The sequence below is a fragment of the Enterobacter sp. SA187 genome, from assembly GCF_001888805.2.
Classification (GTDB): Bacteria; Pseudomonadota; Gammaproteobacteria; order Enterobacterales; family Enterobacteriaceae; genus Enterobacter_D.
In genome coordinates this window covers 1,099,510-1,124,922 of sequence record NZ_CP019113.1, presented here as the reverse complement: position 1 = coordinate 1,124,922, position 25,413 = coordinate 1,099,510, and the positions used below count along the sequence as shown (strand labels likewise).

The 25,413-nt window shown below is 55.5% G+C and carries 25 protein-coding genes and 1 other annotated feature; of the genes, 15 read left to right on the top strand and 10 right to left on the bottom strand.

Features of this window, described 5'->3' with window-relative positions; genetic code table 11:
- Positions 1-162: 162 nt before the first annotated feature.
- From pstS to phoU, 5 genes are all read left to right on the top strand, one after another.
- On the top strand, positions 163-1,203 hold the full coding sequence (gene pstS, locus BMF08_RS05510) for a phosphate ABC transporter substrate-binding protein PstS (RefSeq protein ID WP_072570882.1): 1,041 nt from the start codon (positions 163-165) through the stop codon (positions 1,201-1,203).
- A 140-nt stretch (positions 1,204-1,343) separates the two neighbouring features.
- Positions 1,344-2,303, top strand: a complete 960-nt coding sequence (gene pstC / locus BMF08_RS05505) for a phosphate ABC transporter permease PstC (protein ID WP_072570884.1) — start codon at positions 1,344-1,346, stop codon at positions 2,301-2,303.
- Complete coding sequence (gene pstA, locus BMF08_RS05500) at positions 2,303-3,193, top strand: phosphate ABC transporter permease PstA (protein ID WP_072570886.1); 891 nt, start codon at positions 2,303-2,305, stop codon at positions 3,191-3,193. Before pstC ends, pstA begins: the two co-directional genes overlap by 1 nt.
- Before the next feature lie 47 nt (positions 3,194-3,240).
- Positions 3,241-4,014 (top strand): phosphate ABC transporter ATP-binding protein PstB, encoded by a 774-nt coding sequence (gene pstB, locus BMF08_RS05495; protein ID WP_072570888.1) that lies wholly within the window; start codon positions 3,241-3,243, stop codon positions 4,012-4,014.
- A gap of 14 nt (positions 4,015-4,028) precedes the next feature.
- A complete protein-coding gene (phoU, locus tag BMF08_RS05490; RefSeq protein ID WP_072570890.1) occupies positions 4,029-4,754 on the top strand; it encodes a phosphate signaling complex protein PhoU in 726 nt (241 codons plus the stop codon).
- 75 nt (positions 4,755-4,829) lie between these two features.
- Here the strand turns inward: phoU and yieH are convergent, their stop codons facing one another.
- On the bottom strand, positions 4,830-5,495 hold the full coding sequence (gene yieH, locus BMF08_RS05485) for a 6-phosphogluconate phosphatase (RefSeq protein WP_072570892.1): 666 nt from the start codon (positions 5,493-5,495) through the stop codon (positions 4,830-4,832).
- 171 nt (positions 5,496-5,666) lie between these two features.
- Between yieH and BMF08_RS05480 the strand changes: the two genes are divergently transcribed.
- Positions 5,667-7,004 (top strand): NCS2 family permease, encoded by a 1,338-nt coding sequence (locus BMF08_RS05480; RefSeq protein WP_158684878.1) that lies wholly within the window; start codon positions 5,667-5,669, stop codon positions 7,002-7,004.
- A gap of 51 nt (positions 7,005-7,055) precedes the next feature.
- Here the strand turns inward: BMF08_RS05480 and BMF08_RS05475 are convergent, their stop codons facing one another.
- The 7 genes from BMF08_RS05475 to rpmH form a co-directional block, all read right to left on the bottom strand.
- Positions 7,056-7,781 (bottom strand): 4'-phosphopantetheinyl transferase family protein, encoded by a 726-nt coding sequence (locus BMF08_RS05475; protein WP_072570893.1) that lies wholly within the window; start codon positions 7,779-7,781, stop codon positions 7,056-7,058.
- Positions 7,782-7,980: 199 nt separating this feature from the next.
- On the bottom strand, positions 7,981-8,193 hold the full coding sequence (gene cspE, locus BMF08_RS05470) for a transcription antiterminator/RNA stability regulator CspE (RefSeq protein ID WP_003860775.1): 213 nt from the start codon (positions 8,191-8,193) through the stop codon (positions 7,981-7,983).
- A 213-nt stretch (positions 8,194-8,406) separates the two neighbouring features.
- Positions 8,407-9,771, bottom strand: coding sequence for a tRNA uridine-5-carboxymethylaminomethyl(34) synthesis GTPase MnmE (mnmE, locus tag BMF08_RS05465; protein WP_072570895.1), 1,365 nt, complete (start codon positions 9,769-9,771; stop codon positions 8,407-8,409).
- Between the two features lie 102 nt (positions 9,772-9,873).
- Positions 9,874-11,520 carry a membrane protein insertase YidC gene (gene yidC / locus BMF08_RS05460; protein ID WP_072570896.1) on the bottom strand — a complete coding sequence of 549 codons (1,647 nt, stop codon included), beginning with the start codon at positions 11,518-11,520 and terminating at the stop codon, positions 9,874-9,876.
- A 2-nt stretch (positions 11,521-11,522) separates the two neighbouring features.
- Entirely contained in the window at positions 11,523-11,780 is a 258-nt protein-coding gene (gene yidD / locus BMF08_RS05455; RefSeq protein WP_072570898.1) for a membrane protein insertion efficiency factor YidD, read from the bottom strand.
- Positions 11,744-12,103, bottom strand: a complete 360-nt coding sequence (rnpA, locus tag BMF08_RS05450) for a ribonuclease P protein component (protein WP_072570900.1) — start codon at positions 12,101-12,103, stop codon at positions 11,744-11,746. Before rnpA ends, yidD begins: the two co-directional genes overlap by 37 nt.
- A gap of 15 nt (positions 12,104-12,118) precedes the next feature.
- Positions 12,119-12,259: a 50S ribosomal protein L34 gene (rpmH, locus tag BMF08_RS05445; RefSeq protein WP_000831330.1), complete on the bottom strand. Its 141-nt coding sequence runs from the start codon at positions 12,257-12,259 to the stop codon at positions 12,119-12,121.
- A 613-nt stretch (positions 12,260-12,872) separates the two neighbouring features.
- Between rpmH and dnaA the strand changes: the two genes are divergently transcribed.
- The 6 genes from dnaA (at position 12,873) to BMF08_RS05410 (ending at position 21,158) form a co-directional block, all read left to right on the top strand.
- Entirely contained in the window at positions 12,873-14,267 is a 1,395-nt protein-coding gene (gene dnaA / locus BMF08_RS05435; RefSeq protein ID WP_072570902.1) for a chromosomal replication initiator protein DnaA, read from the top strand.
- Positions 14,268-14,285: 18 nt separating this feature from the next.
- The gene (gene dnaN, locus BMF08_RS05430) at positions 14,286-15,386 is read left to right on the top strand and encodes a DNA polymerase III subunit beta (protein WP_072570903.1); all 1,101 of its coding nucleotides are present in this window, start codon (positions 14,286-14,288) and stop codon (positions 15,384-15,386) included.
- Positions 15,386-16,459 carry a DNA replication/repair protein RecF gene (recF, locus tag BMF08_RS05425; protein ID WP_072570905.1) on the top strand — a complete coding sequence of 358 codons (1,074 nt, stop codon included), beginning with the start codon at positions 15,386-15,388 and terminating at the stop codon, positions 16,457-16,459. The genes dnaN and recF overlap by 1 nt, the downstream gene beginning before the upstream one ends.
- A 28-nt stretch (positions 16,460-16,487) precedes the next feature.
- Positions 16,488-18,902 (top strand): DNA topoisomerase (ATP-hydrolyzing) subunit B, encoded by a 2,415-nt coding sequence (gyrB, locus tag BMF08_RS05420; protein ID WP_072570907.1) that lies wholly within the window; start codon positions 16,488-16,490, stop codon positions 18,900-18,902.
- A 193-nt stretch (positions 18,903-19,095) separates the two neighbouring features.
- Complete coding sequence (yidA, locus tag BMF08_RS05415) at positions 19,096-19,908, top strand: sugar-phosphatase (RefSeq protein WP_072570908.1); 813 nt, start codon at positions 19,096-19,098, stop codon at positions 19,906-19,908.
- 23 nt (positions 19,909-19,931) lie between these two features.
- Positions 19,932-21,158, top strand: coding sequence for a DUF3748 domain-containing protein (locus BMF08_RS05410; protein WP_072570910.1), 1,227 nt, complete (start codon positions 19,932-19,934; stop codon positions 21,156-21,158).
- Position 21,159: 1 nt separating this feature from the next.
- Here the strand turns inward: BMF08_RS05410 and BMF08_RS05405 are convergent, their stop codons facing one another.
- Positions 21,160-21,483 (bottom strand): YceK/YidQ family lipoprotein, encoded by a 324-nt coding sequence (locus BMF08_RS05405; RefSeq protein WP_072570912.1) that lies wholly within the window; start codon positions 21,481-21,483, stop codon positions 21,160-21,162.
- Between the two features lie 233 nt (positions 21,484-21,716).
- Positions 21,717-21,787: a sequence feature (ROSE (Repression Of Heat Shock gene Expression) occurs in the 5'-region of heat shock genes and acts as an RNA thermometer to modulate expression.), on the top strand.
- Between BMF08_RS05405 and ibpA the strand changes: the two genes are divergently transcribed.
- The 3 genes from ibpA (at position 21,781) to BMF08_RS05390 (ending at position 24,549) form a co-directional block, all read left to right on the top strand.
- Positions 21,781-22,194 carry a small heat shock chaperone IbpA gene (gene ibpA / locus BMF08_RS05400; protein ID WP_072570914.1) on the top strand — a complete coding sequence of 138 codons (414 nt, stop codon included), beginning with the start codon at positions 21,781-21,783 and terminating at the stop codon, positions 22,192-22,194. (Overlaps the previous feature by 7 nt.)
- 108 nt (positions 22,195-22,302) lie before the next feature.
- Positions 22,303-22,731: a small heat shock chaperone IbpB gene (gene ibpB, locus BMF08_RS05395; protein WP_072570916.1), complete on the top strand. Its 429-nt coding sequence runs from the start codon at positions 22,303-22,305 to the stop codon at positions 22,729-22,731.
- Positions 22,732-22,887: 156 nt separating this feature from the next.
- Entirely contained in the window at positions 22,888-24,549 is a 1,662-nt protein-coding gene (locus tag BMF08_RS05390) for a putative transporter (RefSeq protein WP_072570917.1), read from the top strand.
- 3 nt (positions 24,550-24,552) lie between these two features.
- Here BMF08_RS05390 and BMF08_RS05385 read toward each other — a convergent pair whose 3' ends face one another.
- Positions 24,553-25,257 carry a GntR family transcriptional regulator gene (locus tag BMF08_RS05385; protein ID WP_072570919.1) on the bottom strand — a complete coding sequence of 235 codons (705 nt, stop codon included), beginning with the start codon at positions 25,255-25,257 and terminating at the stop codon, positions 24,553-24,555.
- Positions 25,258-25,413: the final 156 nt, after the last annotated feature.

Sequence of the window (25,413 nt, the reverse complement as noted above, 5' to 3'; positions counted from 1 at the left end):
TTATAATTATTTGATTATAATGATTTTATTTTGGCTATCCCACCAGCAGCCCCGACTGTCATAAAACTGTCATATTTCATACATTTTACTGTCACCTGTTTGTCCTATTTTGCATACCGGAGCTACTCAAACAACGATTTACGAAATCTTGCAGGAGTCATTATGAAAGCCATGCGTACCACTGTCGCCACTGTTGTCGCTGCGACCTTATCTCTGAGCGCTTTTGCTGTTAACGCAGCAGCAAGCCTGACTGGCGCGGGTGCAACCTTCCCGGCGCCGGTGTATGCCAAATGGGCTGATACTTACCAGAAAGCCACCGGTAGCAAAGTAAACTACCAGGGTATCGGCTCCTCCGGCGGCGTGAAGCAAATTACCGCTAACACCGTTGATTTCGGCGCGTCTGATGCTCCGCTGTCTGATGAAAAACTGGCTCAGGAAGGCCTCTTCCAGTTCCCTACCGTGATCGGTGGCGTGGTGCTGGCGGTTAACCTGCAGGGCGTGAAATCCGGCGAACTGGTGCTGGACGGCAAAACCCTGGGTGATATTTACCTCGGCAAAATCAAAAAATGGGATGACGCCGCGATTGCGAAACTCAACCCAGGCCTGAAACTGCCTTCGCAGAACATCGCCGTTGTGCGTCGCGCTGATGGTTCCGGCACCTCTTTCGTGTTCACCAGCTACCTGGCGAAAGTGAACGAAGAGTGGAAATCTAAAATTGGTTCAGGCTCTACCGTAAACTGGCCGACCGGTCTGGGCGGTAAAGGCAACGACGGCATCGCCGCGTTCGTTCAGCGTCTGCCAGGCTCTATCGGTTACGTTGAATACGCCTACGCTAAACAGAACAACCTGGCTTACACCAAACTGGTGTCTGCGGATGGCAAACCGGTATCCCCGACCGAAGAAAGCTTCTCTAACGCCGCCAAAGGCGTGGACTGGAGCAAAACCTTCGCTCAGGACCTGACTAACCAGAAAGGCGATGACGCGTGGCCGATCACCTCCACCACCTTCATTCTGATCCACAAAGAGCAGAAGAAACCTGAGCAGGGCGCAGAAGTGCTGAAGTTCTTTGACTGGGCTTATAAAGATGGCGCTAAACAGGCGAATGACCTGGATTACGCTACCCTGCCGGACAACGTGGTTGAGCAGATCCGTGCGGCATGGAAAACCAACGTGAAAGACAGCAGCGGTAAAGCGCTGTACTAAGCAAAGTAGTTAATGATGGCGGATGGCGCTTTCGCTTATCCGCCCTACAAAAATCCGCTAACATGCTTTTTTTGTAGGCCCGGTAAGCGGCGACGCCACCGGGCATCGTTCAAAACAGAGTTCAACTAAAAGAGTGACCTATGGCTGCAACTAAGCCCGCTTTTAACCCACCGGGTAAACAAGGCGACATGATCTTCAGCGCACTGGTAAAACTGGCTGCGCTGATTGTGCTATTGCTGCTGGGCGGCATTATTGTGTCGCTTATTTTCTCCTCCTGGCCAAGCATCCAGAAGTTTGGTTTCTCTTTCCTGTGGACCAAAGACTGGGACGCGCCTAACGATATTTACGGGGCGTTAGTGCCAATTTACGGCACGCTGGTAACCTCATTTATCGCGCTGCTGATCGCCGTTCCGGTGAGTTTCGGCATTGCCCTGTTTCTGACTGAACTGGCGCCTGGCTGGCTGCGTCGCCCGCTCGGTATCGCCATTGAACTGCTGGCGGCTATCCCCAGTATCGTTTACGGCATGTGGGGGCTGTTCATCTTCGCGCCCTTGTTTGCGAAATATTTCCAGGAGCCGGTCGGCAACGTACTGTCGAACATTCCGTTTGTGGGCGCGCTCTTCTCCGGCCCGGCATTCGGTATCGGTATTCTGGCAGCCGGGGTGATCCTCGCCATCATGATCATTCCGTACATCGCCTCCGTAATGCGCGACGTGTTCGAACAAACGCCGGTGATGATGAAAGAATCGGCATACGGCATCGGCTGCACCACCTGGGAAGTGATCTGGCGCATTGTTCTGCCGTTCACCAAAAATGGGGTCATCGGCGGCGTGATGCTTGGCCTTGGCCGCGCGCTGGGTGAAACCATGGCGGTGACTTTTATCATCGGCAACACCTACCAGCTCGACAGCGCCTCGCTGTATATGCCTGGCAACAGCATTACCTCTGCGCTGGCAAACGAATTTGCGGAAGCCGAATCCGGCCTGCACGTTTCGGCGCTGATGGAGCTGGGGCTGATCCTCTTTGTGATCACCTTTATCGTGCTGGCGATTTCTAAGGTCATGATCATGCGCCTGGCGAAAAACGAGGGGGCACGATAATGGCGACGCTCGAAATGCAAAACACCACGGCTCTGGCGGAATCACGTCGTAAAATGCAGGCCCGTCGTCGTCTCAAGAACCGTATCGCGCTGACGCTCTCGATGGCGACCATGGCGTTCGGTCTGTTCTGGCTGGTCTGGATCCTGTTTTCCACGGTGACGCGCGGTATCGATGGCATGTCGCTGGCGTTATTCACCGAAATGACGCCGCCGCCTAATACGGCGGGTGGGGGCCTGGCAAACGCCCTGGCGGGCAGCGGCCTGTTAATTTTCTGGGCCACCGCAATCGGGACGCCGCTGGGCATTATGGCCGGTATTTATCTGGCGGAGTATGGCCGCAAATCCTGGCTGTCAGAAGTGATCCGTTTCATTAACGATATTCTGCTCTCTGCGCCGTCGATTGTGGTTGGTCTGTTCGTTTACACCATTGTGGTGGCGCAGATGGAGCACTTCTCTGGCTGGGCAGGCGTGATCGCGCTGGCGCTGTTGCAGGTGCCGATTGTCATCCGTACCACGGAGAACATGCTGAAACTGGTGCCGGACAGCCTGCGTGAAGCGGCTTATGCGCTGGGCACGCCTAAGTGGAAGATGATCTCTTCCATTACGTTAAAAGCCTCTGTTTCCGGCATCCTGACCGGCATCCTGCTGGCCGTTGCGCGTATCGCCGGTGAAACCGCGCCGCTGCTGTTTACCGCGCTCTCCAACCAGTTCTGGAGCACGGACATGATGCAGCCTATCGCCAACCTACCGGTGACAATTTTCAAATTTGCCATGAGTCCGTTTGCCGAGTGGCAGGAACTGGCCTGGGCAGGCGTGCTGATTATCACCCTGTGCGTACTGTTGCTGAACATTCTGGCGCGCGTGATCTTCGCGAAGAAGAAACACGGTTAATATTTTGCGGCGGGGCCATGGGCCGCGCCGAATGAGGAAAGAGTAAAATGAGTATGGTTGAGACTGCATCCGGTAAGATCCAGGTTCGTGATTTGAACTTCTATTACGGGAAATTCCATGCCCTGAAAAATATCAGTCTGGATATTGCCAAAAACCAGGTGACGGCGTTTATCGGCCCGTCAGGCTGTGGCAAATCCACCCTGCTGCGTACTTTTAACAAAATGTACTCGCTCTACCCGGAGCAGCGTGCAGAAGGCGAAATCCTGCTGGATGGCGACAATATTCTCACCAATACCCAGGACATCGCGCTGCTGCGCGCCAAAGTCGGTATGGTCTTCCAGAAGCCGACGCCGTTCCCGATGTCGATTTACGACAACATCGCCTTCGGCGTACGCCTGTTTGAAAAGCTCTCCCGCACCGACATGGACGAGCGCGTCCAGTGGGCGCTGACCAAGGCCGCGTTATGGAATGAAACCAAAGATAAACTGCACCAGAGCGGTTATTCACTCTCCGGTGGTCAGCAGCAGCGTTTATGTATCGCCCGCGGCATCGCCATTCGCCCGGAAGTGCTGCTGCTGGATGAGCCCTGCTCAGCGCTGGATCCTATATCCACAGGCCGCATTGAAGAGCTGATCACCGAGTTAAAACAGGATTACACCGTGGTTATCGTGACCCACAACATGCAGCAGGCTGCGCGTTGCTCCGATCACACGGCGTTTATGTACCTTGGCGAGCTTATTGAGTTCAGCAACACCGACGATCTGTTTACCAAGCCGGCTAAGAAACAAACTGAAGATTACATCACGGGTCGCTACGGCTGATTCAGGAGCACGCTATGGATAACCTTAACCTCAATAAACACATTTCCGGCCAGTTCAACGCCGAGCTGGAAAGTATTCGCACTCAGGTCATGACCATGGGTGGAATGGTGGAGCAGCAGCTCTCTGACGCTATCACCGCCATGCACAATCAGGACAGCGAGCTGGCCAAGCGCGTTGTGGCAGGCGACCAGCAGGTCAATATGATGGAAGTCGCAATCGATGAAGCCTGTGTGCGCATCATCGCCAAGCGTCAGCCTACCGCCAGCGACCTGCGTCTGGTAATGGCGATCATCAAAACCATCGCCGAGCTTGAGCGTATTGGCGATGTGGCCGACAAAATTTGCCGTACGGCGCTGGAGAAATTCTCTCAGCAACACCAGCCGCTGCTGGTGAGCCTGGAGTCCCTTGGCCGCCACACGGTGCAGATGCTGCATGATGTGCTGGATGCGTTCGCGCGCATGGATCTCGATGAAGCGATCCGTATTTATCGCGAAGACAAGAAAGTGGATCAGGAATATGAAGGCATTGTGCGCCAGTTGATGACCTACATGATGGAAGATCCGCGCACGATCCCAAGCGTACTGACAGCGCTGTTCTGCGCGCGCTCCATCGAGCGTATCGGCGACCGTTGCCAGAACATTTGCGAATACATTTTCTACTTCGTGAAAGGTCAGGATTTCCGTCACGTGGGCGGCGACGAGCTGGACAAACTGCTCGCCGGCAGCGATCCGAAAGAGTGATCTTTTAAGGCCGGATATCCGGCCTTAATTTCAGAACCTGTAGGCCGGATAAGCGTCAGCGCCATCCGGCATTTTTTAGCGGGTAATATCCCACCCGCGCGCCTTCCACAATTCCGGCAGCTGCGCCAGATCGGTAAAGGTCGTCACCTTCGGGTGGTCAAGGGGCTTATTATGCGGATCGGCGCAGAAGTAGAACACTTCCATGCCCGCCGCGATGCCCGCCTGCGCCCCGGCCGAGGAATCATCCACCAGAATACATTTCGTCGGATCGACGTTCATTGCTTTCGCGGCGTGGTACATCAGCGCCGGATCGGGTTTCCAGCGCTGAATATCGTAGCCGCTGAACAATAAATCCGGGAAATGGTGCAGCATTCCCAGCTTACCCAGCGAATGATTCATTTTGCTTACCGGCCCGTTGGACACCACACACATCGGTACGGTCATCGCGTCCAGCAACGCATTTGCACCCGCAATGACTTCAAGTTCGCTGTCGAACAGACGTGCGACCTCGGCGCGGTAGACAGGTTCGAGATCGGCTTTCGCCAGATCCACGCCGTTTTCGGCGTTAACGATGTCGATAATCTCGTAGAGTTTCACGCCCTTAAAGCGTTTAAATACCTCCTCAAGATCAAGCGTAATGCCAAATTCCCGGAACATATGGACATAAGCCCGGGAACAAATCACTTCACTGTCGACCAGCGTGCCGTCACAGTCGAAAAATACCGCGTCAATTTGGGACATGCCGTTTCCTGTTTTAATGCAATTTTAACGATTACGTGATGCAGATTACGCCGCGCAATCGTTGCCGTATAAGCAAAATCAATGAAAAAAAATGGGTGATACCCATCACCATTGTCGCATTTTGGTATAGGATAGCGACGGATTTTTCCCTCCCATGTTTGGAAATTGATAATGAGCCAACAACACACCACCCAGCCATCAGGCCAGGGGTTGCTCGACCGCGTGTTTAAACTGCGTGAACACGGCACAACGGCACGCACCGAAGTCATCGCCGGGTTCACCACCTTCCTGACGATGGTCTATATCGTTTTTGTTAACCCGCAAATCCTGGGCGCCGCTGGCATGGATACCAGCGCGGTGTTTGTGACCACCTGTCTTATCGCCGCGCTTGGCAGCATTCTGATGGGCGTGTTCGCTAACCTGCCGGTGGCGCTGGCACCGGCAATGGGTCTGAACGCTTTCTTTGCATTTGTGGTGGTGGGCGCCATGGGGCTGCCGTGGCAAATCGGCATGGGCGCGATCTTCTGGGGCGCGATTGGCCTGCTGTTGCTGACCATTTTCCGCGTACGTTACTGGATGATTGCCAATATCCCGGTCAGCCTGCGCGTGGGTATCACCAGCGGCATCGGTTTATTCATCGGCATGATGGGTCTGAAAAACGCCGGTGTGATCGTGGCGAACCCGGAAACCCTCGTCACCATTGGTAATCTGTCGTCGCACAGCGTACTGCTGGGCGTGCTGGGCTTCTTTATCATCGCTATTCTGGCCTCGCGTAATATTCACGCGGCCGTGCTGGTTTCCATTGTGGTCACCACACTGCTGGGCTGGATGCTGGGCGATGTGCATTACGGTGGTATCGTTTCTGCGCCGCCGAGCGTGACCAGTGTGGTCGGTCATGTGGATTTAGCCGGTTCCTTTAATCTGGGCCTCGCGGGCGTGATCTTCTCGTTCATGCTGGTGAACCTGTTCGACTCCTCCGGTACGCTGATTGGCGTGACGGATAAAGCGGGCCTGGCGGATGAAAAAGGTAAATTCCCGCGCATGAAGCAGGCGCTGTTTGTGGATAGCGTGTCGTCTGTGGCAGGCTCATTCATCGGCACCTCCTCCGTGACCGCGTACATTGAATCCTCGTCCGGCGTGTCCGTGGGTGGCCGCACCGGTCTGACCGCGGTAGTGGTAGGTGTGCTGTTCCTGCTGGTGATCTTCCTGTCGCCGCTGGCGGGCATGGTGCCGCCGTATGCCGCCGCAGGCGCGCTGATTTACGTGGGCGTGCTGATGACGTCAAGCCTGGCGCGGGTGAAGTGGGATGATCTGACCGAAGCGGTACCGGCCTTTATCACTGCCGTGATGATGCCGTTCAGCTTCTCGATCACCGAAGGCATCGCGCTGGGCTTTATCTCTTACTGCGTGATGAAAATCGGTACCGGCCGTCTGCGCGAACTCAGCCCATGCGTGGTTGTCGTGGCGCTGCTGTTTGTGCTGAAGATTGCCTTTATCGACGCGCATTAATCCTTGCTCCCTCATCCTGGCAAAATAGCCGGGGTGAGGGCAGACCTTCTCTCAGGCAGGCAAACTGCTGAACCGCATCAGGCGCGCCGCAGGGGCATTCGCCCGCTGTTGAATATCCGGCAGGCTGCTCCAGCCGCTTTTACTGTCAAATGCCCAGATCCGCAGCGTTTCCATCGCCGGTGAGACGGCTACCGACCAGATCAGCACATCCTCCGCATCACACAAGGCTTCCACCGGTGCCGCCAGCGCCGCCCGCAGACGACCTGAGCCCGGCAGCAACTGTAACAGCTCCGGCGAGTCCTGCGTCTGGCTGGCCATCTTTAACACGCTCTGACGCAGCGTGATAAGCTGCGTCTGGGCTTCATTGGGATCGTTCTGGTTACCGATCCACAGCTTTTCATTGTTAGTGAAGATCTGCCGTTCCTGCGCATGGGGGCTGTGCAGACCGCGCGTCGTCCGCTGTAACTCCATATCCAGCCCACAAATACCATCGGTGGTGATCGCCACGCCAACCATATTCCCGGCGTAGGCGAGGGAAAAATGCGGTAACTGCATATCAAAAAATACCGGACGGCCGTTCGGCTGGATGACGATGTCCGGCAGTTCGCTGATGCCGTAAAGCATAAACATCAGTTCAGCGAGTAACGCCCGGGAGGCAAGAAAGCGGTGGCGCTGATGTTCAGGTAATTGACGTGCGGCGTGGTGGCAGGCAGAAGGCAGCCTCGTTGAGGTGAGATGACCGTCGGTCAGGATCCCTCTTGCAAAGTGTGTTGCCATTTTTCGCTCCGTGATAATGGTCTGAAGGATCAGACAACGAGGATAGCTAATGGCCTGTATTGTGCGCAGGTTTGATTAAGGAAAAAAGAGGATTTGAACCGCCGTGCCGGAATTTTACATTTCCTTTAACAGCAGGCCCTGAAAACGAAAAAACCCGCCAGAGGCGGGTTTTAAAATGCTTTGCTTAGAACGGAGAAGCTTACAGGCTTACAACGTTACCAGCTGCCGGGCCTTTAGCGCCGCTTTCGATGGTGAAGGACACTTTCTGACCTTCGTCCAGAGATTTGTAGCCATCGTTCTGGATAGCAGAGAAGTGTACGAACACGTCTTTAGAGCCATCGTCAGGAGTGATGAAGCCGAAACCTTTATCAGCGTTGAACCATTTTACCAGACCAGTCATTTTAGCAGACATAGAAATTACCTTTGATATTGAATTAGTGCCTTTCGGCGCGATGGTGTGCTTGACAGAATTTTTGAAGCGATTAAGAGAAGCTCACGACGAAGGGTATCTTTGGATAACTTCTGGAGGACTACTTTACTAACTGCTTTAAAGGTCTGTGCGTCAAACCAATGAGTCTATTAACGCACAGATCCTTAGTGAGTAGCAATGTTTATTTTAAAGAGATCACTTACCGATGCAGAAACTGGAGAAGATCCGGCCCAGCAGATCGTCGGACGTGAACTCGCCGGTGATCTCGCTTAACGCCAGCTGCGCCAGCCGCAGCTCTTCCGCCAGCAGTTCGCCAGCCCATGCGCCGAGCAGTTGCGCCTTACCCTGTTGCAGATGGTCAGCCGCCAGTTCCAGCGCCTGTAAATGACGACGACGCGCCATAAAGCCGCCTTCCATACGCGTATCAAAGCCCATGCTGGCTTTAAGATGGTGGCGCAGTACATCCACACCCTCGCCGGTGCGCGCGGAGAGGCGCACAAGTGAGTGACCATTCACATCACTGATGCCCAGCGTCTCGCCGGTGATGTCTGCTTTGTTACGCACCACGGTAATAGGTAACTTTGCCGGCAGCCGGGCGATAAAATCGGGCCAGATTTCTGCCGGATCAACTGCGCTGGTGGTGGTGCCGTCCACCATAAACAATACCCGGTCAGCCTGTTCGATCTCCTGCCAGGCGCGCTCGATACCAATACGCTCGACTTCATCGCTGGCTTCGCGCAGACCGGCAGTATCAATGATATGCAGCGGCATCCCGTCGATATGAATATGCTCGCGCAGCACATCACGCGTGGTACCGGCGATATCGGTGACAATCGCCGCCTCACGCCCGGCCAGCGCGTTCAGCAGGCTGGATTTACCGGCATTCGGACGGCCTGCGATCACCACTTTCATCCCTTCCCGCAGCAGGCTGCCCTGACGCGCTTCAGCGCGAACGGCATCCAGATCGCCAATCACCTCGTTAAGCTGCGCTTCGATTTTACCGTCAGAGAGAAAATCAATTTCTTCGTCCGGAAAGTCGATGGCCGCTTCAACGTAAATGCGTAAGTGAGTGAGTGCTTCCACCAGATGATTCACGCGGGCGGAAAACGCGCCCTGCAACGAGTTCAGCGCCGAGCGTGCGGCCTGTTCTGAGCTGGCGTCGATGAGATCGGCAATGGCCTCGGCCTGGGCCAGATCCAGCTTATCGTTGAGGAAGGCGCGTTCAGAGAACTCGCCAGGCCGCGCAATACGCACGCCGGGGATCTTCAGGATGCGTTTTAACAGCAGATCGAGAATAACCGGTCCGCCGTGCCCCTGGAGTTCCAGCACGTCTTCCCCGGTAAAGGAGTTGGGGCCGGGGAACCACAGCGCGATCCCCTGATCCAGCGCGCTGCCATCAACATCCTGAAACGGCAGGTAATCGGCGTAACGCGGCTTCGGCAGCTTGCCCAGTACAACGTCAGCCACTTCCCGCGCTTTAAGGCCAGAGATGCGCAGAATGCCCACGCCACCGCGTCCAGGGGGGGTGGCCTGCGCAACGATAGTGTCGTTATGGCTCATGATTTATCTCTTTAAAACCAATAAAAAAGGCGGTCAATCGACCGCCCTGTCAGAACTTTTCTGTTTGCCGGGTGGCGCTTTGCTTACCCGGCAAACATGACGTCAGGAGCTTTTCTTCTCGCGGCTATGCAGGCCACGTTTCTCCAGACCACGGTAAATCATCTGTTGTTGCAGAATGGTCACCAGGTTGCTGACGATATAGTACAGCACCAGACCAGACGGGAACCACAGGAAGAACACCGTAAAGATGACCGGCATAAAGGTCATGATTTTCTGCTGCATCGGATCGGTAACGGTCGTCGGCGACATCTTCTGAATGAAGAACATGGTCACGCCCATCAGGATCGGCAGAATGTAGTACGGGTCTTGTGCGGACAGGTCATGGATCCACAGCGCGAACGGCGCATGACGCAGTTCAATGGAGCCCATCAGCATGTAGTACAGCGCCAGGAAGATTGGCATCTGGATAAGCAGCGGGAAGCAGCCGCCCAGCGGGTTAACCTTCTCTGCTTTGTACAGCGCCATCATTTCCTGGCTCTGACGTTGCTTGTCATCACCCAGACGCTCACGCATGGCCTGAATTTTAGGCTGCAGCATACGCATCTTCGCCATGGAGGTGTACTGCGCTTTGGTCAGCGGGTACATGATGCCACGAACGATAAAGGTAATAACGATGATGGAGAAGCCCCAGTTACCCAGGAAGCTATGGATCCATTTCAGCAGTTTGAACAGCGGCTGAGAGATGAACCACAACCAGCCGTAATCCACGGTCAGATCAAGGTGCGGCGCAACAGCAGCCATTTTGTCCTGAATTTCCGGACCCACCCACAGGGTGCTGCTCAGCGCACCGGTTTGACCCGGCTGAACCAGAACCGGCGCAGACTTATAGCCGATAGCGGCAACGCCATTGCCCAGGTTGTTGGTGTAGAAATTGTTTGCCACGTCGTTACGCGGAACCCACGCGGTTGCGAAGTACTGTTGCAGCATCGCAACCCAGCCGCCGTTTGCGGTGACGTTCAGGTTTTCGTTGTCGGCAATAGTATCGAATTTATATTTTTCGTACTTCTCATCTGGCGTGGAGTACGCCGCGCCACGGAAGGTATGCAGCGCAAAGTTGCTGCTTCCGGTGTCACGATGAGCCGGCAGATTGATGGATTGCTTCAGCTGGCCGAAGGTTGCCACTTCCAGCGGTTTCGCGCTGCTGTTCTGCACGTTGTAGCCAACGTTCACCGCATACTCACCGCGTTTCAGCGTAAAGGTTTTGGTGAAGGTGTTGCCTGCCGCGTCGGTATAGGTCATTGGGATCGCCAGTTCGTTCTGGCCATCCGCCAGCACAAAGGCGTCACTGGTGACGTTATACAGCGGACGTGCGCCGTTAGCCGGATTATCCGGGCCATCACGACCTGTCAGGCCGCTTTGTGCCTGATAGATGAACTCCGGGGTGGTTTCCAGCAACTGGAACGGCTCAGAAGAACCCAGTTCTTTCGGATAACCTAACAGCTGCGCTTGTTCAACATCACCACCACGGGTGTTGATGGTAAGAGACAGCACATCGGTCTTAACGGTAATCAGTTTTCCCTGGCCACTGGCTGGTACGCCCTGGTCTGCGGCGCTACCCGCTGCGGTGGTCGTAGTCTGCGTGGTCTGCTGCGCCTGAGGCTGAGGATTTTTATCCTGCTCCCAGGCTTGCCAGATCATGAAAGACACGAACAACAAAGCGATGACAAGAAGATTGCGTTGCGAATCCATCGTTAGTGTTCTCTGGTATTAAAAGGTCCTGGCGGGACGGGGTCGTCGCCACCCGGGTGTAAAGGGTGGCATTTTAATACGCGTTTCACCGTCAACCAACTGCCTTTTATCACTCCAAACCTGCGCAATGCCTCAATTCCGTAGGCCGAACAGGTTGGAGTGAAACGGCAATGTGGCCCGAGTAGCGGACTAATCAGGCGTTGATAAACCCTAATAAGGGCTATCAGGAGCCTTGAGCCAGGCGACAGTGGCGGCGCCATAATTTTTCCAACGCTTCCGAGAGAGCACGGTTATCGAGGTCAGCAACCCCCTTTTTCGCCACCACCACGAAATCCATTGCTGGGAGTTCATGCTGACGTAAACGGAAGCTTTCGCGCGTCAGGCGTTTGATCCTGTTGCGTTCATGCGCACGTTTAACATTTTTCTTGGCGACGGTAAGACCGATACGGGGATGCCCCAGCGAATTCAGGCGGCCGAGGATGGTGATTTGCGGCGTGCCAGCCCGTTGTGGCTGCTGGAAGACGAATGTGAAATGATTGGGAGTTAACAAGCGTAACTCCCTGGGAAATGCGAGCTTAACCACGCAGGGTTAGCTTTATTACTTGGAAACGGTCAGACGAGCACGGCCTTTAGCACGACGACGTGCCAGAACCTGACGACCATTTTTAGTAGCCATACGAGCGCGGAAGCCGTGAGAGCGGTTGCGCTTCAGTACAGACGGTTGAAAAGTGCGTTTCATGGCGATTTCTACCTAAACTTGAATGATTTCACTGACTTTTGCGCCTGCTCGTTTGGCAAGGCCAACTGCGTACGCTTCAGTGTTGGTGAATAAAGAGGCCGGATTGTAATAATTGTACACTCCGGAGTCAATTCTCTTTCCTTATATCCCGCGTATTTTCGCATGATTCTGTCTGTAAAATGAACAGCCTTAAACGACAAAAATCATACGCTGCGCGCCGGGTGGAGGATTATACGGGCTGGCGACGAAAGCGCAAGGATCCTCAAGGATCTTCCTGAGATCAATTAAGCAAAATTTTGGCGTTGCTCAGCATATTTTCCAATATGCAGGCTAAATCCTGCCGCACCCTGCCAGGATCGTTTACACTTACCCGGTTCGGATCGACCTGTGGATAAATGGTGAAGAATCTGTGAGAAACACAAGATCTCTTCGGCTGTTTACGTTATGATCCGCGGTCCCGATCGCGATCCTCGATCGTAAAAAGGGACAAATCGCAAATAGCGGTTCGCACGTCACCCTTCAGGGGTCTTTCAGAGACCTTTTCGACGTGTGTCAACAATCATGAATATTCAGCCTTTGTCATTTTATCGACTTTGTTCGAGTGGAGTCCGCCGTGTCACTTTCGCTTTGGCAGCAGTGTCTTGCCCGATTGCAGGATGAGTTACCAGCCACAGAATTTAGTATGTGGATCCGCCCATTGCAGGCGGAACTGAGTGATAACACGCTGGCTTTGTATGCGCCAAACCGTTTTGTGCTCGATTGGGTAAGGGATAAATACCTTAATAACATCAACGGGCTGCTCAATGATTTCTGCGGTACTGATGTCCCCCAGCTGCGTTTTGAAGTGGGAACCAAACCGGTCACGCAGACCGTCAGGGAGACGGTGAACGTCGCCGCGCCCGCGCAGGTGGCGGCGGTGCATACCCCGCGCCCCGCGCCCGCACGCTCAGGCTGGGATAACGTCCCGGCTCCCGCGGAGCCAACCTATCGCTCCAACGTTAACGTCAAACACACCTTTGATAACTTCGTTGAGGGTAAATCCAACCAGCTGGCCCGCGCTGCGGCCCGTCAGGTGGCGGATAACCCAGGCGGCGCGTATAACCCGCTCTTCCTTTATGGGGGAACAGGTCTGGGTAAAACGCACCTGCTGCACGCGGTAGGCAACGGCATCGTGGCGCGTAAGCCGAACGCCAAAGTGGTGTATATGCACTCCGAGCGTTTTGTTCAGGACATGGTAAAAGCCCTGCAAAACAACGCGATCGAAGAGTTTAAACGCTACTACCGCTCCGTTGACGCCCTGCTGATCGATGACATCCAGTTCTTTGCTAATAAAGAACGATCCCAGGAAGAGTTTTTCCACACCTTCAACGCTTTGCTGGAAGGTAATCAACAGATCATTCTCACCTCGGATCGTTATCCCAAAGAGATCAACGGTGTCGAGGATCGTCTGAAATCCCGCTTCGGCTGGGGGTTGACCGTCGCGATCGAACCGCCGGAATTAGAAACCCGTGTGGCGATCCTGATGAAGAAGGCCGACGAAAACGATATTCGTCTGCCGGGTGAAGTGGCGTTCTTTATCGCCAAGCGTCTGCGCTCAAACGTACGTGAGCTGGAAGGCGCGCTGAACCGCGTCATTGCCAACGCCAACTTTACCGGTCGCGCCATTACTATTGATTTCGTGCGGGAAGCCCTGCGCGATCTGCTGGCGTTACAGGAAAAACTGGTCACCATCGACAACATTCAGAAAACGGTGGCGGAGTATTACAAAATTAAAGTGGCGGATTTGCTGTCCAAACGCCGCTCCCGCTCGGTAGCGCGTCCACGCCAGATGGCGATGGCGCTGGCGAAAGAGCTCACCAACCACAGCCTGCCGGAAATCGGCGATGCCTTTGGTGGCCGCGACCACACTACCGTGCTGCATGCCTGCCGTAAGATCGAGCAGTTGCGTGAAGAAAGTCATGATATCAAAGAAGACTTTTCCAATTTAATCAGAACATTATCTTCGTGATGCGATGAAAGTGACGCTATGAAATTTACCGTTGAACGTGAACATTTACTCAAGCCGCTCCAGCAGGTCAGCGGCCCGCTGGGTGGTCGTCCTACGCTGCCTATTCTGGGTAACCTGTTGTTGCAGGTTGCTGACGGCGCATTGTCGCTGACCGGTACCGATCTGGAAATGGAAATGGTGGCCCGCGTCGCGCTGCTGCAGCCGCACGAACCCGGTGCGACCACCGTTCCGGCGCGCAAATTCTTTGATATTTGCCGTGGCCTGCCGGAAGGCGCCGAGATCGCCGTACAGCTGGAGGGCGACCGTATGCTGGTACGCTCCGGGCGCAGCCGTTTCTCGCTGTCGACCCTGCCGGCGGCAGACTTCCCGAATCTGGACGACTGGCAGAGCGAAGTGGAATTCACCCTGCCGCAGGCGACCATGAAGCGCCTGATCGAAGCGACCCAGTTTTCCATGGCGCATCAGGACGTGCGTTATTACTTAAACGGTATGCTGTTTGAAACCGAAGGCGAAGAGCTGCGCACCGTGGCGACTGATGGTCACCGCCTGGCAGTCTGTTCCATGCCGGTCGGGCAGTCGCTGCCCAACCATTCGGTGATCGTGCCGCGTAAAGGCGTGATCGAGCTGATGCGTATGCTGGACGGCGGTGATTCGCCGCTGCGCATCCAAATCGGCAGCAACAATATTCGCGCACACGTCGGCGATTTTATCTTCACATCCAAGCTGGTTGATGGCCGTTTCCCGGATTATCGCCGCGTATTGCCGAAGAACCCGGACAAGCATCTTGAAGCAGGCTGCGACATCCTGAAGCAGGCCTTTGCCCGCGCGGCGATCCTCTCCAACGAGAAATTCCGCGGTGTACGTCTTTATGTGAGCCAGAACCAGATCAAAATCACCGCCAATAACCCTGAGCAGGAAGAGGCGGAAGAGATCCTCGACGTCACTTACGGCGGCACGGATATGGAAATCGGCTTTAACGTCAGTTACGTGCTGGATGTGCTGAACGCGCTGAAGTGCGAAAACGTCCGCATTATGCTGACGGATTCGGTTTCCAGCGTGCAGATTGAAGATGCAGCCAGCCAAAGCGCGGCCTACGTTGTCATGCCAATGAGATTGTAATGTCGCTCACCCGCTTGTTGATCCGCGACTTTCGCAACATCGAGAGCGCGGATCTCGCTTTATCCCCCGGCTTTAACTTCCTGGTTGGCGCGAACGGCAGCGGCAAAACCAGCGTGCTGGAGGCGATCTACACCCTCGGTCATGGCCGGGCGTTTCGCAGTCTGCAAATTGGCCGCGTCATTCGCCATGAGCAGGAGTCGTTTATTCTGCACGGGCGTCTGCAGGGCGAGGAGCGCGAAACCTTAATCGGCCTGACCAAAGACAAGCTCGGCGATAGCACAGTGCGTATCGACGGCACCGACGGCCACAAAGTCGCTGAGCTGGCGCTGCTGATGCCGATGCAACTGATTACGCCCGAGGGGTTTACTTTACTCAACGGCGGCCCCAAATACAGAAGAGCATTCATCGACTGGGGATGCTTTCACAATGAAGCCGGATTCTTTAACGCCTGGAGCAACCTGAAGCGTCTGCTGAAACAACGCAACGCCGCGCTGCGCCAGGTGAGTCACTATGCGCAGTTGCGCCCGTGGGATAAGGAGTTGATCCCGCTGGCGGAACAAATCAGTCAATGGCGCGCCGAATACAGCGCCGCCATCGCTGAAGATATGGCGGATACCTGCAAACAGTTTCTACCCGAATTCACCCTGAGCTTCTCTTTCCAGCGCGGCTGGGAAAAAGAGACCGACTATGGCGAGGTGCTGGAGCGTAGCTTCGAGCGCGATCGCATGCTGACCTACACCGCGCACGGCCCGCACAAGGCGGATTTCCGCATTCGTGCCGACGGCGCGCCGGTGGAAGATACGCTCTCACGCGGGCAGTTAAAACTGCTGATGTGTGCGTTGCGTCTGGCGCAGGGCGAGTTCTTAACCCGTGAAAGCGGGCGACGCTGTTTATACCTGATAGATGATTTTGCCTCAGAGCTTGATGACGCACGGCGCGGACTGCTTGCCAGCCGCTTAAAAGCCACGCAGTCACAGGTCTTTGTCAGCGCCATCAGCGCTGAACACGTTCTGGACATGTCGGACAAAAATTCGAAGATGTTCACCGTGGAAAAGGGTAAAATAACGGATTAACCCAAGACTAAATGAGCGAGAAACGTTGATGTCGAATTCTTATGACTCCTCCAGTATCAAAGTCCTCAAAGGGCTGGATGCGGTGCGTAAGCGCCCGGGTATGTATATCGGCGATACGGATGACGGCACCGGCCTGCACCATATGGTATTCGAGGTTGTGGATAACGCTATCGACGAAGCGCTCGCGGGTCACTGTAAAGATATTGTGGTGACGATCCACGCCGATAACTCTGTCTCCGTAACGGACGATGGCCGTGGCATCCCGACCGGTATTCACCCGGAAGAGGGCGTGTCGGCGGCGGAAGTTATCATGACCGTACTGCACGCAGGCGGTAAATTTGATGATAACTCCTATAAAGTGTCCGGTGGTCTGCACGGTGTGGGCGTATCAGTGGTTAACGCCCTGTCGCAAAAACTGGAGCTGCTGATCCGTCGTGAAGGCAAAATCCACCAGCAGACTTACGTGCACGGCGTGCCGCAGGCACCGCTGGCCGTCACCGGTGAAACCGACGCTACCGGTACGCAGGTGCGTTTCTGGCCGAGCCATGAAACCTTCACCAACGTCGTTGAATTTGAATATGACATCCTGGCCAAGCGTCTGCGCGAGCTGTCGTTCCTGAACTCCGGCGTCTCCATTCGCCTGATCGACAAGCGTGACGGTAAAGAAGACCACTTCCATTATGAAGGCGGCATCAAGGCGTTTGTTGAATACCTCAACAAAAACAAAACGCCGATCCACCCTAATGTCTTCTATTTCTCCACCGAAAAAGATGGTATCGGCGTTGAAGTGGCATTGCAGTGGAACGATGGTTTCCAGGAAAACATCTACTGCTTTACTAACAACATCCCGCAGCGGGATGGCGGTACGCACCTGGCTGGCTTCCGTGCGGCAATGACCCGTACCCTGAACGCCTACATGGACAAAGAAGGCTACAGCAAAAAAGCGAAAGTCAGCGCCACCGGCGACGATGCGCGTGAAGGCCTGATTGCTGTGGTATCGGTGAAAGTGCCGGATCCGAAATTCTCCTCCCAGACCAAAGACAAACTGGTTTCTTCCGAGGTGAAATCGGCGGTTGAGCAGCAGATGAACGAACTGCTGTCAGAATACCTGCTGGAAAACCCGAACGACGCGAAAATCGTCGTCGGTAAAATCATTGATGCGGCGCGCGCCCGTGAGGCTGCCCGTCGCGCCCGTGAAATGACCCGTCGTAAAGGCGCGCTGGATCTGGCCGGTCTGCCGGGCAAACTGGCGGATTGCCAGGAGCGCGACCCGGCTCACTCCGAACTGTACCTGGTGGAAGGGGACTCTGCGGGCGGCTCTGCCAAGCAGGGACGTAACCGTAAGAACCAGGCGATCCTGCCGCTGAAGGGTAAAATCCTTAACGTTGAGAAAGCGCGTTTCGACAAGATGCTCGCCTCGCAGGAAGTGGCAACGCTTATCACCGCTCTCGGCTGCGGCATTGGCCGTGACGAGTACAACCCGGACAAACTGCGCTATCACAGCATCATCATCATGACCGATGCGGACGTCGATGGCTCGCACATCCGTACGCTGCTGTTGACCTTCTTCTACCGTCAGATGCCGGAAATCGTTGAGCGCGGCCACGTCTACATTGCGCAGCCGCCGCTGTACAAAGTGAAGAAAGGCAAGCAGGAACAGTACATCAAAGACGACGAAGCGATGGATCAGTATCAGATCGCTATCGCTCTCGACGGCGCCACGCTGCACACCAACGCCAGCGCTCCGGCTCTGGCTGGCGAGCCGCTGGAAAAACTGGTGGCTGAATTCAACGGCGCGCAGAAAATGATTGGCCGCATGGAGCGTCGCTACCCGCGCGCGCTGCTGAAAGAGCTGATCTATCAGCCGACGCTGACGGAAGACGATCTCACCGACGAAGCGAAAGTGACGGGCTGGGTGACGCAGCTTATCAACACGCTCAATGAAAACGAAATGCACGGCAGCACCTGGAACGTCGCGGTGCGCGAGAACGCCGAGCTGAAACTGTTCGAGCCGGTCGTGCGCGTACGTACTCACGGTGTGGATACCGATTATCCGCTGGAGCAGGAGTTCATTGTCGGTGGCGAATACCGCCGTCTGTGCGCGCTGGGTGAGAAACTGCGCGGTCTGATCGAAGAAGACGCCTTTATCGAGCGTGGCGAACGTCGCCAGCCGGTGGCCAGCTTCGAGCAGGCGCTGGACTGGCTGGTGAAAGAGTCCCGTCGTGGTCTGTCTATCCAGCGTTATAAAGGGCTGGGCGAGATGAACCCGGAGCAGCTGTGGGAAACCACCATGGATCCGGACAGCCGCCGTATGCTGCGCGTCACGGTGAAAGATGCTATTGCCGCCGATCAGCTGTTCACGACCTTAATGGGCGACGCCGTTGAACCGCGCCGCGCCTTTATCGAAGAGAACGCCCTGAAAGCCGCGAACATCGATATCTAAGCCGTTTGTCCCAGGTGGCGCGTTGCTTACCGGGGCTACAGCAGCATCAGGCCCGGTAAGCGTCAGCGCCACCGGGCTTTTTTTTGGCCGCAAAAGGAGGATCCTCTCCCCGGACTCCATCCCCCTTTCTTACCGTGTTTTTTCGGCAGAATCGCGTTAGCATGCGTTAAGACTCATTTACTGCGGGGAACTCATGGCTATCAAACTCATTGCAATCGACATGGACGGTACATTGCTGCTGCCGGACCATACCATTTCACCTGCGGTTAAAAATGCCATTGCCGCGGCGCGTGAAAAGGGCGTTAACGTTGTGCTGACCACCGGGCGTCCTTATGCCGGGGTACACAACTACCTGAGAGAGCTGCACATGGATAAGCCGGGTGATTACTGCATCACCTACAACGGCGCGCTGGTGCAGAAAGCGAGCGATGGCAGCACAGTGGCGCAGACCACCCTGAGCTACGACGATTACCGCTATCTGGAACAGCTGTCCCGCGAAGTGGGCTCACACTTCCACGCGCTGGATCGCAATACGCTCTACACCGCCAACCGTGACATCAGCTACTACACGGTGCACGAATCCTACGTGGCCACCATCCCGCTGGTGTTCTGCGAAGCGGAAAAAATGGACCCGGCGATCCAGTTGCTGAAAGTGATGATGATCGACGAGCCGGCCATTCTGGATAAAGCCATTGCGCGTATTCCGGCAGAAGTGAAAGAGAAATACACCGTGCTGAAAAGTGCGCCGTACTTCCTCGAAATCCTCGATAAACGCGTCAATAAAGGCACCGGTGTGAAATCGCTGGCCGATACGCTGGGCATTACGCCTGACGAGATCATGACCCTCGGCGATCAGGAAAACGACATCGCGATGATCGAATACGCCGGTCTTGGCGTGGCAATGGATAACGCCATTGATTCGGTGAAAGAGGTCGCGGATTTCGTCACCAAATCCAATCTGGAAGACGGCGTCGCTTACGCTATCGAAAAATTCGTCCTGAACTGATCGGCCTGAAGACGCAAAACGACATGAAACAGATCACCTTTGCCGCACAACACCATCAGCTGACCAATACCCGGACCTGGACGCCGGACAGCCAGTGGCTGGTCTACGACGTGCGGCCTTCGGGCGCCTCTTTTACCGGGCGCACCATTGAGCGCGTCAATATACACACCGGTGCGGTTGAGGTGATTTATACCGCCCCTGAGGGGGCGCATGTCGGCGTGGTGACGGTGCATCCGGCGGCGGAAAAATATGTCTTTATCCATGGGCCGGAAAACCCCGACGCAGAGTGGCAGTACGATTTTCACCACCGGCGCGGCGTGGTGACGCATGCGGGTAACACCCAAAATCTGGACGCGATGGACATCACCGCGCCCTTCACCCCGGGCGCGCTGCGCGGCGGCAGCCATGTTCACGTTTATAGCCCGAACGGTGAGTACGTCAGCTTTACCTATAACGATCATGTCATACATACGCTCTCCCCGGCGCTGGATTTGCGCAACGTTGGCGTGGCAGCGCCCTTTGGTCCGGTGGAACCGCCGCGCACGCATCCGCGGGAATACTGCGGCAGCCACTGGTGCGTGCTGGTCAGTAAAACAACCGCCACACCGCAGCCCGGCAGCGATGACATCAACCGGGCTTATGAAGAAGGCTGGGTGGGGAACGACGCGCTGGCGTTTATCGGCGATACGCTGTCCCTTCGCGGGGAGAAGGTGCCGGAGCTGTTTATCGTCACCTTGCCGCGCACAGAGGCGGCCTGGAAGCAGGCGGGCGATCGACCTTTAGCCGGAACGCCCGATACGCTGCCCGCGCCGCCCGCAGGCGTACTGCAAAAACGTCTGACCTTTACTCATGAACGGGCTTTCCCGGGACTGGTGAACACTCCGCGCCACTGGGTGCGCAGCAATCCGCAGGCAACTTCCATTGCGTTTCTGATGCGTGATGAGCGGGGTATTGTTCAGTTATGGCTGATATCGCCGGAGGGCGGGGAACCGCGCCAGCTGACGCACAATGCCAGTGATATTCAGTCGGCGTTTAACTGGCATCCGGCAGGTAATGCGCTGGGCTTTGTGCTGGAAAACCGCATCGCGATGTGCGACGCGCAATGCGGCGACATCACTTTTTTGACTACCGATCACGAAAATATCCCGGCCGCAGACGCGGTGGTCTTTTCGCCGGACGGGCGGCATATCGCCTGGATGGAGGAGACGCAGGGATACCGTCAACTGTGGTTAACGGCCACCGGATTGTAAATCAGGGCGCGACGGCGGGCGGGATCACCGAATTGGTCGCCAGATTCGCCTGCTCGCTTTTCTCGACGCGCGAGCGAAGTGAATTATCTTTGCGGAATAAATCCCAGGGCAGCAGCAGCGTATCCATCACCGCCGTAAAAGGCATATCCAGCGCCACCAGCGATTTCATGCCGATGCTGGTGTCATCGTCGCCGAGCATTTTTGTGCTGGCGCTGGTGCCGGGGTAAAGCCCCTCTTTGCCGCCGGTATGGGACATCACGCTGGAGCAACCGCCGATCGACATCATCCCGCTTACGACAGCCAGTATTAGAAGAATGTTTTTCATAACGATTTGATCATAGTGAGTGGCCGTACACGCTTATAGCGATCCTGAACGTAAAAGAGTAGTGATGGAGCGCCACACTGTGGCGGTCATCGCAATTTAACAATTTATGCTGTAACCCAGTCTATGCAATGACTGCGAAAGTGCAAAAAAAAGTCAGATAAACACCCTTGAAAAGAAAATGACTGCACCCATTTTAGGTAATGTCCCGGAAAGAACACGCCTGCGGGGTGTTCGGGGGCCGACAAGCCTGTCCATGGTGGAAGGCTGAAAATTCTCGCTGATTTCAGGAGCTTATTTATGCGTAACTTCGATCTTTCTCCGCTTTACCGTTCTGCTATTGGTTTCGATCGCCTGTTCAACCTGTTAGAAAATAATCAGACCCAAAGCAACGGCGGTTACCCTCCGTATAACGTTGAACTGGTTGACGAAAATCACTACCGCATCGCCATTGCCGTCGCCGGCTTTGCAGAAAGCGAGCTGGAGATCACCGCTCAGGACAATATGCTGGTGGTGAAAGGCGCTCATGCCGCTGAGCAAAAAGAGCGTACTTATCTCTATCAGGGCATCGCCGAACGCAATTTCGAGCGTAAATTCCAGTTAGCCGAAAATATCCACGTACGTGGCGCTAACCTGGTTAACGGCCTGCTGTATATCGATCTGGAACGTGTCATTCCGGAAGCGAACAAACCGCGCCGTATCGAAATCAACTAATTGCCAGGGCACGCCCGGGCGTGCCCGAATCACCTTGCTCGCCGTCAGGGAGCAAATGCCTGTCTTCATACAGGCAGATATTTACTCGCTTCTCAGAAGGAGAAAACCATGCGTAACTACGATTTATCCCCACTTCTGCGTCAATGGATCGGTTTTGACAAACTGGCTAATGCGCTGCAAAACACGGCTGAAGGGCAGTCTTTCCCGCCGTACAACATCGAAAAAAGCGACGATAACCACTACCGCATCACGCTGGCGCTGGCCGGTTTCCGTCAGGACGATTTAGAGATCCAGCTTGAAGGTCAGCGTCTGACCATTAAAGGCACGCCGGAAAAACCGGCCAGCGAGCCGAAATGGCTGCATCAGGGTCTGGTCATCCAGCCGTTCAGCCTGGGCTTCACCCTGGCCGAACATATGGAAGTGGCTAACGCGACCTTCAACAACGGCCTGTTGCACATCGATCTGACCCGCAACGTGCCGGAAGCCATCGCGCCGCAGCGTATCGCCATCAGCGAACGCCCTGCGCTGAACAGCTAAGTCTTTATCACCTCTGATCTTCTGGCCGGGCCAGCGCCATGCTGACCCGGCCTGCTTGTTTCTGCTTACTCCCTTTTGTGCGCCACCACCCATACAGCCGCGCTGCGCTCTGCGAAAATCCCTGTAAATAATAGTGTTATTCACAAGGATCCCTTTATGAGTGAGATAGCGTTAACGGTCAGTATTCTGGCGCTGGTTGCTGTCGTGGGTTTGTGGATCGGCAATATCAAAATCCGCGGTGTGGGCTTTGGTATTGGCGGCGTGCTGTTTGGCGGCATTATCGTCGGGCACTTCGTCGATCAGGCCGGGATTGGCCTCAGCAGCGACATGCTGCACGTGATGCAGGAGTTCGGCCTGATCCTGTTCGTTTACACCATCGGCATTCAGGTCGGGCCGGGTTTTTTCGCCTCGCTGCGCGTATCAGGATTACGCCTCAATCTGTTCGCCGTGCTGATCGTCATTATGGGCGGGCTGGTCACCACGCTGCTGCATAAACTCTTTGCTATCCCTTTACCCGTAGTGCTGGGGATTTTCTCCGGCGCGGTCACCAACACCCCTGCGCTGGGAGCGGGGCAGCAAATTCTGCGTGATTTAGGCACGCCGGGGGATGTCGTCGATCAGATGGGTATGAGCTATGCGATGGCCTATCCATTCGGCATCTGCGGCATTCTGCTGACCATGTGGCTGATGCGGCGGCTGTTCCGCGTCAATATCGACCAGGAAGCGCAGCAGCACGAGCACAGCGCCGGGAACGGCCATCCGCAGCTTAAAACCATTAATATCCGCGTGGAAAATCCGAACCTGAACCGCATGGCGATCCAGGATGTGCCGGTGCTCAACAGCGACAGGATCATCTGCTCCCGCCTGAAACGCGATGACACCCTGATGGTGCCGTCGCCGTCCACAATCATCAGGCACGGCGATCTGCTGCATCTGGTGGGTCAGGAAGCGGATCTGCGCAGCGCGCTGGTGGTCATCGGTCAGGAGGTGGATACCTCGCTGTCCACACGCGGCACCGATCTGCACGTCGAGCGCGTGGTGGTGACCAACGAAAAAGTGCTCGGCAAAAAAATCCGCGATCTGCACCTTAAACAGCGCTACGACGTGGTGATCTCGCGCCTTAATCGCGCCGGGGTGGAGCTGGTGGCGAGCAGCCACGCCAGCCTGCAATTTGGCGATATTCTCAACCTGGTGGGGCGGCAAGCGTCTATTGACGCGGTGGCCGCCGAAGTGGGAAACGCGCAGCAAAAACTCCAGCAGGTGCAGATGCTGCCGGTGTTTATCGGCATCGGGCTTGGCGTATTGTTAGGCTCTCTGCCGCTGTATGTGCCGGGATTTCCGGTGGCGTTAAAGCTTGGGCTGGCAGGCGGACCGCTGATTATGGCGCTCATTCTCGGGCGAATCGGCAGTATCGGTAAGCTGTACTGGTTTATGCCGCCCGGCGCCAACCTCGCGCTGCGCGAACTGGGTATTGTGCTCTTTCTGGCGGTGGTCGGCTTAAAATCCGGCGGCGATTTTATCGACACGCTGATCAATGGCGACGGCCTTAACTGGATGGGCTACGGCATCCTTATTACCGCCGTGCCGCTGATCGCCGTCGGCCTGCTGGCGCGTATCTTCACCAAAATGAACTACCTGACGCTGTGCGGCATGCTGGCCGGTTCAATGACCGATCCCCCGGCGCTGGCCTTCGCCAGTGGTCTGCACGCCACCAGCGGCGCGGCGGCGCTCTCCTATGCCACCGTCTACCCGCTGGTGATGTTTCTGCGCATCATCACCCCGCAGCTGCTGGCGGTACTGTTCTGGGGGATAGGTTAAGCGTCAGCGGCCACGCCGCAGGTGGTAATCCACCTGATAATCGCTGGCATTGCGGTACATGATGGAATAATTAAGAAACACGCCGCTGTCGCTGTAGGACAGCGACGTGATCCGCAATAACGGCGTATCGCGAGCTACCTTCAGTAGTCTCGACATCTCCCCGTCCGCCAGCACCGGCGTCAGGCTCTCATAATTCCCGCTAATATCTATCCCGCAGTTTTTTTCGATGTAGTCGAATTTCGATCCCTCCAGATGCACCAGCGCCAGGTCGTGAAACAGCTTCACCGGCATATAGCTGTCTTCCAGCAGCAACGGCGCGCCATCCACATAGCGTAACCGGCGTGAATAGTAGATGCGTTCATTGATTTGCAGACGTAGCTGACTGGCAATCGCGGGTGGGGCGGGCATCACTTCGAATTCAAGCACCTCGCTCATCACGCTGCGCCCCTGCGCTTTCATAATTTCGCAAAAGCCGGTGAGATTGCGGGTTTCGTGGTGCACATCTTTTTTCAGCAGACGGGTGCCGCTGCCGTGCCGCCGTTCAATCAGCCCCTGTTCGACAAGTACAGCCAGCGCTCTGCGCATGGTCATGCGCGACACGCCATACTCCTGCGCCAGCGTTTTCTCGCCGGGCAGCACGCTTCCCGTCTGCATCTCTTTTTCATTCAGCCGGGCACGTAATGTTTCCGCCAGCGATTTATAGATCACTTTTAGACCTCTTTTTTGTCATTTTCATTCCCTGCCCGTCAGTCACCAGGCGTCCCTGTTCTGCTATCACTACCGCATTATTTATGACATGTCTGCTTATTTCCGAAAATATAGACAGGTGCACCGAAATAAAATCCTGTGCAGCATCACAAAATA